The following is a 10,015-nucleotide window of genomic DNA, read 5'->3' as shown; positions in this document are numbered from 1 at the left end:
GGTTCTTCATGCACACCATCGCGGCGTGCATGGACCACCGATCCTGCACATCAGCCCTCAGCAAAAAAAGAGGGTGCTGAGACGACGCTTACGAACATTGCAGCCTTCGAATGCGCCCTTGGGCCCCGGGAGGGTGGATTTCTTGGAAGCCGAGCAGCAAGTCGAGGCGTTGTACGCCGAATGACCGGTAACGCTGATCACTGCCGCTCCGACACAAACTGCGAGTGTCGCCGTCCAGTCTGAAGTAGTCATGACACATTCACCTGCATGGCAGGTGATACCTTCCGTCGAGCAAATCGGCACAGCCTCGCTGTTTTCAGCTATCGACAATGTGGCTTATGAGGAACTCATTCCCATCTCGCCTTCTCTGCGCGTAGGTGCAACCGAGCTTGTCTGCTCCGCAGCGGTTGCTGTCCTTGAGCATCCGCGCGCCGACTCTGGCTGTGATCACATACCGGTCATCTGATTTCGTCAGCTCGTGGTCGTACGAATGACTGGTCCGAGAGGCGATGTGCTCATCCAGGACGACCTTGCGCGCCGCCAGCGAGCTACGCTAACTCATCAGCCACTTGGGGTGCTGCAGGCGCTACGAACGTGAGGCCAGCCTCCTTCATCATCCGCTTGCGCTGCACTGCGTACGGTGATCTGTGAAAGTATGCCCGGATGCGGTCGGGGTCGAATCCGATCCTGTTCAGCAACACCGCGTGGTACAACGGACGCACAGCCTCATTCAGAATGTACATCCTCTGAACGAAGACGTCATAACCTCCATCACGCTGGCCACCGAAGTGCGCCACTTGGTTGCGAACATCAGCGCACTCCTTCGCGAACGCGCGTAACGCCTTGGCGTCTAACCCGATGTCCAGTTCGGAAAACGTCAGGAACAGCCGCTCCTCCAGGCTCGGCTCCCCAGCGTTCTTAAGACGGCCGATCAGCCAGTCCTTGTCCTTTTGAAGCTGGACGTCCTTAACGATGCGATCGATCTTCGCTTGAAGCTTGGCCTGAGTCTGAGACGTGCCAACTCGCCGATGCAGTGACTCAAGCCCAAAGATCGCTGTGGAGAACTTGTTTTCCAAGTACAGGCCAGTTCCTCGTCGGATGCCAAGGTATAGGTAGAGGCCAGGTCCAAGGACGTCTTTCTGTACCTCGAGGTTAGCAAGCAACGCGCCGAAGCTTTTAGCCAGCCAGGTCAGCGCTGCCCATGACTTGAGGATTTCAACCTTCTGCGCATCCGTCCGCTGTCGCTCGAAGTAGTACGTGCCGGCCTCTTTGCCGTACCACACAGTCGGCCACGGCAGTGATACATCGATGTCCGAGAGCATCAGGAGTAGATCCTCCAGTAGGTGGAACTCTTCGCGGACCGCCTCTAAGGTCTGCGGCGTCTTTGGCTCGCTTTCTAAGAAAGTTTCTTGTTTGATCGTCGCCTCGCGGAACCACGAGTCCGCCGGCGCCGTGTAGCGAATACTGGTCTTAAGGCGCAGCGTCTTGCCTGGCAGCTTGAACGTGTGCGCTTTCGGCCTGGACGCTCGCGAGGCAGCACCACGCGGGGTCTTGGTAACCTTAACAACAGGCTCACTAACCCAGTCGCCCAAAGAATCGAGGCTGATCAGCAGCTTGCTCACGGTGTCCAGGTCGGGGAACTCTGTGAGGTTCCGAAACACGACGCACTCGCGTGCACGGAACTTTTGATGTGACAGCACGCTGCCGTAGGTTGTGCCGTCACTACCGAGGCGCCGTAGGAAAACGTATCGACTGTCCTTCAGTGCGCCAACGATCCACCGGTCCTGAACAATTGGCCTCGGCGTGAGGGAGATGCTTACGGGCACCTCTTCTGGCAACAAGCCGGTGAGTGCGAGCGTTGACACCCCGTTCGCAGCGATCTCAAAGGTGCCCGCCACCAGTTGGCTGTCGTCTGTGGCGGCGCCAGGTTTGAACCACTTAAAAACACCTTCCACCTTAAGAATGGACTCGCTCACTTTCACTCCCTCTGATTGTTGCGTTAGCGCGCCTATTATGTTCGGATGTGATGCAGCGCTGACGGACTTCCAGCGGCTGTGGCCGCCTTCGCTCTGTTAGGTTTGGTTGGCCAGCTATCTGTGTTGACCAGGCCCAATCGAGGTGTCTGCATGGCCCTTGATGACAAAGACACCTGCCACTTTCTTTGGGACCTGATCGGGGCGGACAGCCTCGCCTCCGACGATCGCCCGAACGTAGTGTGGCGGCTGGCCTCTTGGCCCGATCGCGGGCTTTGACGGCAAAGCCCTCGATACGCCATCGACGTTGGACTGACGAGGTTTGCGAGGCTTCGGCAGTTTGATGTCAAGGGCACCCTGCAGGAAGTTCCATGCCCTTGTCGGCAAGTCACCCGGTCCAAATCCTGAGCAGCAGACAAGGCAGTGCCAGGGCGAAGCCTTTTCCATCACGTCATCGAAGCCCTTCTTCTCGCCAGCAGCTTGAAGAGACTCCACATGAGCGAGCGAGGTCAAAGAACAACCGAAGGCTTCTGCAGCGTGCCCAAATGACCCGCACGCCCCACTCGTTATGTCGCCGTAGCTGTAGAAGCAATACAGAGGCACCATACCCGCTTTCGCGCTTTCGCGCTTCAGGTTGGCTAGCTGATAGGCCTTCTTCGCCTTGCCGACCTTGTGGTGCAGGTGGGAGTACTCGTTCGGCTTGAAGTTGAGGATCTTTGCTTGAACCCGAAGACCGAGCCAGTTGTCTTCGGCGGCATTCGTCAGCCACCATTCCCAATCTGCTCCGTTCACACCTTCTACCCTTTTGTTGAAAGGACGCGTGAAGATTTCGACTGGATGCTTGAGTTTCAGGTCAAGCATGATGTTGTCCGTGAATGTCTCCTCTAAAGGCTGGTAATCAATGCTCTTAGCAGCCATCAGTCTTTCGTAGGTGTTGAAGGCTGTTGAACGGAAGGTTTCGCAAAGCGTGGCCATTGGTGCCTCCCTCAAATTTGTCTTAATCCGACAAGGATAGCGTCATAGTCTGGCGCCCTGGCGACCAGCGCGCAGTGCCGCCACAAACTTGGTCATACCGTTGGAATCAATCCATAGGCTGCATGATTGCTACGGCGGCCTCGCGGCATTCGCGTGATCACCATGAAGGTCACAAGCCGATCAGGAGCATCGCTGCGACTGCTGTCTCGGGCACCGGGAACATCAGCATTGACGGCGCGGACCTTTGGTATGTCGTTCCGTTCATCGCGGACGCCAAACGACAGCCTCCAGGCGGCGAATTTCGCGAAAGCCAATGAACGAAGAGGCTGGTTGAGCCAGTGAGCTCACGCCGGCCCGGTGGTTTTGGATTGAATCGCGGAGGCAGCCCGTCGATTGTCCGCTCTTGGAGGTTCAGCGCCCCATGAGCTACTGCGTGACGAATGTCCTGTGCTGATTGGGGCAGCCACTCAAGTAGCCGACCGTGAACGACTCTGCCCAGTCTGACGCAATCGGTCGGATAGCGAGCCATTCGCCCGCTTTGGTCCGACATCTTTCATCCAGCCAACGAGCATGGTCTGATCGTTGTCAGCTATCGACAATGGTGGTTATGAGGAACTGAATTCACCGTGTGTGCCGTTCGGTAGCAATTGCTCAAGTAGCGATACGCCGCACTTACCACTACATTGCCGTAGCAATGTCGAGCGCTGACAGATCAACATTTGAGATCGAAGAATCTCTGTAAACGTCCGGCCAACTCATCTTGATCCTCGCCAGCGAGCCTAGGAGCATCTTGTTCACTACTCCACTTATTTCTTGTCGGACACGTGAACACTATCGATACGGTGAAGGGAGGTCGGCGCCGTAGACGCATACGCCTGTTCGCTCTTACGACGGACTTGATCGAGAACCAGCAACCCGAGATACTGAATCCCTCATATCGGCGGGGGATGGCCATGGATTCGCTCCCAGATGAACTCAAGGCGCTTGTGGAGAAGGAAGCGAAGTCGCTCCTTCGGGTCTTGGTTCGGGACGCCCTAGTGCTGTTCCACACTGGGGAGAAATCGAAGCAATGGGAGGCAGTCTCCGTTCTCGCGGATATGCGAAAGAAAATCCAAGAGCCGACGGGATTGATTGGGTACATAGAGGCGTCGAATGAACAGTTGGTTACCGCTGCGCAGAAGACGTGGTCTACGCTCGATGCACACGCTCTGGATCGTCAACATGTGACACGTCCCCTGTGCGAGAGGTTGGAGGCATTGCAGAAGCAGCTGCAAGAAATAATCCTCTCACGCCCCCCTTCGCCTCCGCCCCCGCCTCGTCCCCCTCCTCCCCCTCCCCCGGTCACGGTTGTCGGCGCAGTGTGTTCGGATGTCCACCTCGGGACAAAGCAGGCCGGGACCGCTCCGTTCCAGGCTTGGCTGAAAGCTCGGAAGGCAGGCGAAGAGGTGGTTCTGCTGGGAGATGTTCTGGATTTCTGGCTCTTCGTGCGCAGCGACAAGCCAAGGGACTTTGTGAATCGAGTCGCCGCTGCCTGGGATCACCTCTACAAGCAACTCGCGCGACTGGTCGATCGCGGGGTCAATGTGCACTACGTGCCCGGCAACCACGACTCGTTCGCCTTCTTCGTGGAGGCAGCCGAGCATGTCGACTGGGCGCGGGTCATCCTGGATCGCACTCCGGAGTTGCTGGCCGTCCGGGACAAGACGGCCCATCAGAGAATCACGGAGGTCGCGACCGTTCACTACCCGTTCCTGGAGCTCAAGCCGGAAGAAGACACGCGCCTTCTTCTGACGCATGGCCACTACAACGCATGGGGCTGGCGCATGACGTCCGGCATGCCGGAGGAGTGGTCCACGTCCGTTCCTCACGTCGCTCGCGATATCGATGTCTCACAAGAACGCCCGTCTTCTGCGCCGGTTCGTCAAAGAAGGAGAGTGGCTCTTCAGGGTGGGCGGACTGGAGGATGCCGGCTTGGCCATCACGAATGCCGTCCTGGTCGCGTATGACGGAGCGATGGAGATGGCGGCAGAAGCTCCCGCCGACCTAGCGAAGATCGTCGACAACGCCTCCAGTCTCTACTTCGGGGGGAGGCCGCGAGTCTCCAGGGCCGAAGAAATACTGTTGCGCGACTCCTTGCTGGCCGTGCATCGGATGCAGGGAAAGAGCCTTCGCGAAGACATGGACAGCATCTGGAACGACACGAAGCGCACCCTCTCCACGGAAGCAGACGCCCTCAACATCACGCTGCCCCGAAAGACGATGTCGAGTGGCCAGGCAGGCAAGCACGAGACCAGGAGGTTCGGAGAGTTCGCCGGTGCCGAGAAGCTCATCTTCGGCCACCATCACAAGCCTCGGAATACGGAGCGGGCTTTTGAAGTCGGTGGATTTGTGGGCCCGGTGAATTCCTGGCTCGCCATTCAGAGCGACGGGACGGTGACGCGCCCGGCTTGATGTTGTGCGGTGCTATGTGGAGCCCTGTTCCACCGTGAAGGGTGTGCCCGCCTGCCTCGCGTTCTCGCGTGGAGCGGCTTCGTCAAACGCATCCTGGTAGCTCTTTCCAGACGGAAGCTTCATCGCGAGCACCTCATCGAAGGCCCTTGGGTGCCACACCAGGTTTCGCCCGAGGCTCTCGAACCTGTTCGTCGCCTCTTGATTCCGGGTGGACCGGCCGAAGTGACAGCGATGCCTAGAAAAGGCCTGCAGCTCGTCGAGCTTCGGAAACGAGTTCGAAGGGTCAAATTCATAGAAGACAAAGAACATCGGGTCGCTTTCGGTCGCGTCCAACACATCCGAGTGAATTCCTTTCAACGCCCCTGCCTTGCCTTCCCTGAGGTACGAGTCGCCGTACGTCTTTGGCGACAGCCAGCCTCGGTGCTTGCGCACGATAATGCCGTCCGCTCGTGAGACTTCTCCGATCTTGGAGAACGCCTTCCTCTTTTCCAGATTTGCGAAGCGATAGAAGTAAAGTCCGACTGAGCCGCCCAACCCTTCTACCGTCAGTGCGGCGTGAATGGATCCATCGCCGCCCGCAAGCACCTGCGCGGGAGATGAAATCTTCGAGACAAGGACCTTGCACTGGGTGCGCTCGCCCGACTTGTATGGCTCAACTACATGCATACCTGATTGCTGTCGAATTCAACAGACCCACGATCCTTGAGCAATGGGCTCGAGAGGGTATTCAAGACGAGGCCGCGCGAACCGATCGGTGCAGCAGCTGACCGGCCGATGTTAATTCATCGGTCGTGAGGCAGCGTGGTTGTGACCTCAGCGCATCTGGCGGGCGCTGGTCTCGACTGATCGGGAGGTCTCTAGGTCCCTGGGCCAATGGGCCAGGGGAACTCGTAGCCAAGAGACGGCGCGGGCGCCGTCACCGCGATAAATTCAAGGCGAACCTGATACAAGCAAGGAGACACAAGAGGGCGACAATTCGTCTCATGGCGTAGCAGGAGTCAGTCTCAAGCTATCGGCCCGATGCCCCGGCACGCTGGGTACTGGCACCGATGCTATCTTTTAGTTTTTGAGCCGCCCCTTATCGAAGGCATCTGGCAGCAGGCGCGAGATTCTGCTTCTCTTGATCTTCGTGCCACTCAAGTCTGAGCAAATCACCTCAATGTCGTGGCCGCTGAGCTGCGCGCTCTCCGCTATCAGCTGACGACATCGACCACAGGCCGAAATTGGAGATGCCTGCTGCGGTTCGGTGGGATGCTGTGAGCCACCCACAATCGCGATCCGCCGAATCTTTCCAAGCTGCCCAGCAGTGGAGGCTGCCTGAAGTGCTCCAGCCTCAGCACAAAGGGTAACGCCATACGAGGCGTTCTCCATATTCGCGCCAACAAACACTTGGCCGTCCTCGGTTTCGACAGCAGCACCTACAGCAAATCGCGAATAAGGAGCGTAGGCGTTCATCGAAGCGTCGCGCGCACGCGTGAGCAAATCGAGAAAGCCCAATCTACCGCGCCTCGCAGCAGGAGGCTGCTTTGCCATCAATCAAACTCCCCAAGCACCACAGATGATGTGATAAGTCTGCATAAATAGTTCAAAGAAAAAGCAGCCCGATGCAACAAGCGACACCCACCAGGCACTACGGTAACAAAGCTGTCGGCGATTCATTGTTTTCGAGAGCGCGCAAATCTCCTCGGAGAATTTCACTGTAGCGCCACTAATCTCTGCTTTTCCAAGAAAGGGCCAACCCACATTGACAACAAACAGGCACAACGTGATCGAAATCGCCGATAAAAGAGCCGCGACAACGACGAGGACTGCCTGCACTCTACCACCGAGCATCAAAGAGTGAGGTGATGCGAACTGAGCAAGAAGAAATGTAGCTGCAGCGATCAAGACGCCATTCAAGCGCATCAGGGCTGACGCCTTAGTGTCAAGCATGGTGAGGATCCCGTAAATCCATGCAACCACCTCTGATGGAATCAGATCCTTCGATTCCGCTGTGCCTTTGCAGTCATTTCCTGCTCTTTCGAGCGCCTTGCGCTTTTGCAGGTACTCGTCCTTGTTCCATTCCGTCATGTACGCTCCTTATCCGGAAGACTGGCGATGTGTCGCATCCATAACGGGCCTGAAATGCTGCGCACAACCTCTCCTGTTTCGCATGCAGCGCGAGCCCTAGCGGTACCTGTCGAGGAGTACCCGCAACCTCTCTCTTACCGGCGCCCTCAGACGCTCCGAATTTGCAAGCTCGCTGGATCTAGCCAAGAGGTTGGTCTTGGCCTCGGATTGGGACGTCTTGTAGAACTCCACCAGTTGCCGAGCGTTGTCCAAAACCGCAGGAGAAATGGGCTTGGAAAGGCCCGTGGGGATCATCTTCTCCGCCCCGGGCAGAATAGTTGGGAGCTTGGGCTGGAATGCAGACAGCATCGCGAGTTGCACGCCTATCGTCTCAACGTACTCATCCTGGTACCACTTGCCCTGGCTTTTCTCATAGGCAACCTCATATCTCTGAAGCATCGGTGCGAGTGCATTCAGGATCTCATTTGTGATCTTCTCGTTGTCAACCCCGCGAGAGAGCCCATAGAACACCATCGCCGCGTTGTCGGCATTCAGGACCGTGTCAACGCTCCTCCCGCCCTCGTCGCGCAACCACAGGGGCTCATCGGGGTATGCGACCTGCCGCTTTTCCGCCGCCCGTAGAGCGAACAGGTATTGATTCAACAGGCTTGAGCTCTGAGCCGCCGGGTAAGGCAACACAGGTAGCGTCGCACGTCCGCATGCTGTCGTCATGACGAAGGCGCAAAGCGCAAGCACGAACCGGAGTCGTAAGAGCATCTTCATTCGATCAGTGTGATCTTTTGTTATTCGGGTCACATCCCATGTTCCGGCGATGCCAGGACGGTGCAAACCCCTACGCTCATGGCAGGCCGAGCACGTTGGACTAGTAAAGCGTCCGGTTGACCTCGCGAGCAGGCGACCGCTTGCAACCCAAGGCCGAACACAATCCATACCATGATCGAAACAGAGATGCTGCCCGACGAGGAATTGGGCGCAAGGGCCATTGAATGGCGCCGACGAGCGCTGCAGGGTGATCTGCACGCCCGCGGCGTAGCTCATCAACTGGAGGTGGAATTGCGGCGGCGCGCAGGCGCACTCCATCCCGACTACCACGACCTAGACCTGCGACCGCTTGAGCATCGACGAGAACCACTGCGTTGGTGGAAGCCGTGGCGGTCTGACTAGCCGAGGGCGCAATTGGAAATCGAAGCAGGACTTCGCTCCTTCTCTCCGGAACATGAGCCGCGCAGATTGCACGCGTGAACTCTGCATCCTCTGCGCCCCCACCCCAGAAATCCTGGCTGTATTGCGCGTGATTTCCCGCATGGACCTGTCCCTCGGCATCGCCATTGGCCAAAGCTTCGGCCAACCGGTCACTGCAGAGCTGATGGCACTGCACGGACAGGGCTATATCCGCGAACATATCGGTCGACGACATGGCGGAACACCGACCCAGCTATACACGATCACAGCCAAGGGTCGCGGAGCTCTTCAAGAACAGAACAAAAAGCTTGGGCCTGTTCCAACACGCACGACTGGCCCCAGCCCGCCGCTACGCCGCGAGACATGCAGCGGCGGTGCAATACGTCCCTTCACAGGGCGAGCAGGAGCGATGGACGCGCTGAAGTATCCGAGTCGAGTCGGCAATCGACTGCACTATCGGGTTGAGGAGATCGAACCCGCAGACAGGGCTAGCTAGGACTAGGCGCGATTGGTGGCTCCACGGTGCGGCGTATCGCCATTGCGATCACCGCCGCCCCGAGTAGCGGCGCCCAAACGATGAAAATCTCGTTGAACAGCACCTGCGCACCGCGCGGCGAAAGGAACCGCTTGATGGCCACCGGCGACACCTCGATCGGACGCCACGGGCTGAAATAGCGCGTGCTGTCGAAAGGCCAGAAGAGCGCGATCCCGATGCCGCCGTTGGTCAGCATGTCCAGCAGCGGATGCGACAAGGTGCACAGCGCCACCCATGCCCAGCCGACCGCTCGGCGCATGCGCCACCGTGGCGCAAGCCACCAACCAAGAAGGCCGAACACCAGAGCGAACATTAGGGTATGCGTAAAGCCGCGATGCCCCGCCATGCCGCCGTAGGCTATGCCGAGTTTGAAAGCCAGACCGTCGAAGTCTGGCGCGATGGCCGCGAGCATGCCAACCAGCAACGCCGATGCGGGCACGCGCCGCGTTCCAAGTGCAATGGTCGCGCAAACTGGAACTGCGACATGGGTAAAGATGGTCGGCATTGGTGTACGAACGGCGTAAGCGAGAAGTGGTGGGAGCGGTAGATAAGATGGCTTCGGTGACGGGGCGCTCAGCCCAAACGCGTATTGGTTCAGCGTCCCGTAGGGCGCAGCCGAGTACCAGCCTGGCGCAGCAATCGCGTCAGCCGAAGCTCTCCCGTGCGATGCCGCCTGGACAGCTCTAGACTCAAGCCGCTTTCATACTGCGGCCAGAGTTCGAGCGGAAAGACAGATTGCGTACTTGCTGACGCTGCATCCACGGCGGCTGCCTGCGATGGAGCGGTTTCTTCAGTTCTCATTTTGCGGACAGCACCTCGTCGAATCGGG

12 protein-coding genes are annotated in these 10,015 nt (G+C 58.2%); 5 read left to right on the top strand and 7 right to left on the bottom strand.

Annotation, left to right across the window (positions count from 1 at the left end; all coding sequences use genetic code 11):
- Both BLW48_RS35685 and BLW48_RS35210 read left to right on the top strand, forming a co-directional pair.
- Positions 1–184, top strand: a 184-nt coding sequence (locus BLW48_RS35685) for a hypothetical protein (protein ID WP_218137555.1), incomplete at its 5' end; no start/stop codon positions are given.
- A gap of 66 nt (positions 185–250) precedes the next feature.
- Positions 251–466, top strand: coding sequence for a hypothetical protein (locus tag BLW48_RS35210; RefSeq protein ID WP_143047840.1), 216 nt, complete (start codon positions 251–253; stop codon positions 464–466).
- Positions 467–548: 82 nt separating this feature from the next.
- Here the strand turns inward: BLW48_RS35210 and BLW48_RS31095 are convergent, their stop codons facing one another.
- Both BLW48_RS31095 and BLW48_RS31090 read right to left on the bottom strand, forming a co-directional pair.
- Positions 549–1,976 (bottom strand): HEPN domain-containing protein, encoded by a 1,428-nt coding sequence (locus BLW48_RS31095; RefSeq protein ID WP_143047839.1) that lies wholly within the window; start codon positions 1,974–1,976, stop codon positions 549–551.
- 114 nt (positions 1,977–2,090) lie between these two features.
- A complete protein-coding gene (locus BLW48_RS31090) occupies positions 2,091–2,948 on the bottom strand; it encodes a DUF6615 family protein (RefSeq protein WP_093179446.1) in 858 nt (285 codons plus the stop codon).
- A 947-nt stretch (positions 2,949–3,895) separates the two neighbouring features.
- Here BLW48_RS31090 and BLW48_RS31085 point away from each other — a divergent pair.
- Both BLW48_RS31085 and BLW48_RS31080 read left to right on the top strand, forming a co-directional pair.
- The gene (locus BLW48_RS31085; protein ID WP_093179444.1) at positions 3,896–4,954 is read left to right on the top strand and encodes a metallophosphoesterase; all 1,059 of its coding nucleotides are present in this window, start codon (positions 3,896–3,898) and stop codon (positions 4,952–4,954) included.
- A complete protein-coding gene (locus tag BLW48_RS31080) occupies positions 4,920–5,399 on the top strand; it encodes a hypothetical protein (protein WP_143047837.1) in 480 nt (159 codons plus the stop codon). Before BLW48_RS31085 ends, BLW48_RS31080 begins: the two co-directional genes overlap by 35 nt.
- A 12-nt stretch (positions 5,400–5,411) precedes the next feature.
- Here BLW48_RS31080 and BLW48_RS31075 read toward each other — a convergent pair whose 3' ends face one another.
- The 4 genes from BLW48_RS31075 to BLW48_RS31060 form a co-directional block, all read right to left on the bottom strand.
- Positions 5,412–6,065: a hypothetical protein gene (locus BLW48_RS31075; protein WP_093179441.1), complete on the bottom strand. Its 654-nt coding sequence runs from the start codon at positions 6,063–6,065 to the stop codon at positions 5,412–5,414.
- Positions 6,066–6,458: 393 nt separating this feature from the next.
- Positions 6,459–6,896 (bottom strand): cytidine deaminase, encoded by a 438-nt coding sequence (locus tag BLW48_RS31070; protein ID WP_218137553.1) that lies wholly within the window; start codon positions 6,894–6,896, stop codon positions 6,459–6,461.
- 39 nt (positions 6,897–6,935) lie between these two features.
- Positions 6,936–7,469, bottom strand: a complete 534-nt coding sequence (locus BLW48_RS31065) for a hypothetical protein (RefSeq protein ID WP_093179440.1) — start codon at positions 7,467–7,469, stop codon at positions 6,936–6,938.
- A 96-nt stretch (positions 7,470–7,565) separates the two neighbouring features.
- Entirely contained in the window at positions 7,566–8,231 is a 666-nt protein-coding gene (locus BLW48_RS31060; RefSeq protein WP_093179438.1) for a hypothetical protein, read from the bottom strand.
- Positions 8,232–8,685: 454 nt separating this feature from the next.
- On the opposite strand from BLW48_RS31060, the gene BLW48_RS35205 reads away from it, so the two are divergent.
- Complete coding sequence (locus tag BLW48_RS35205) at positions 8,686–9,147, top strand: hypothetical protein (protein WP_143047836.1); 462 nt, start codon at positions 8,686–8,688, stop codon at positions 9,145–9,147.
- Here the strand turns inward: BLW48_RS35205 and BLW48_RS31055 are convergent.
- Entirely contained in the window at positions 9,140–9,691 is a 552-nt protein-coding gene (locus BLW48_RS31055) for a metal-dependent hydrolase (protein ID WP_093179437.1), read from the bottom strand. The two genes, BLW48_RS35205 and BLW48_RS31055, sit on opposite strands and share 8 nt — an antisense overlap.
- Between the last annotated feature and the right edge of the window lie 324 nt (positions 9,692–10,015).

The sequence above is a fragment of the Variovorax sp. YR266 genome (genome assembly GCF_900107295.1).
In the GTDB taxonomy this organism is placed as follows: domain Bacteria; phylum Pseudomonadota; class Gammaproteobacteria; order Burkholderiales; family Burkholderiaceae_C; genus Variovorax.
This window is presented reverse-complemented; position numbering and strand designations above follow the sequence as displayed.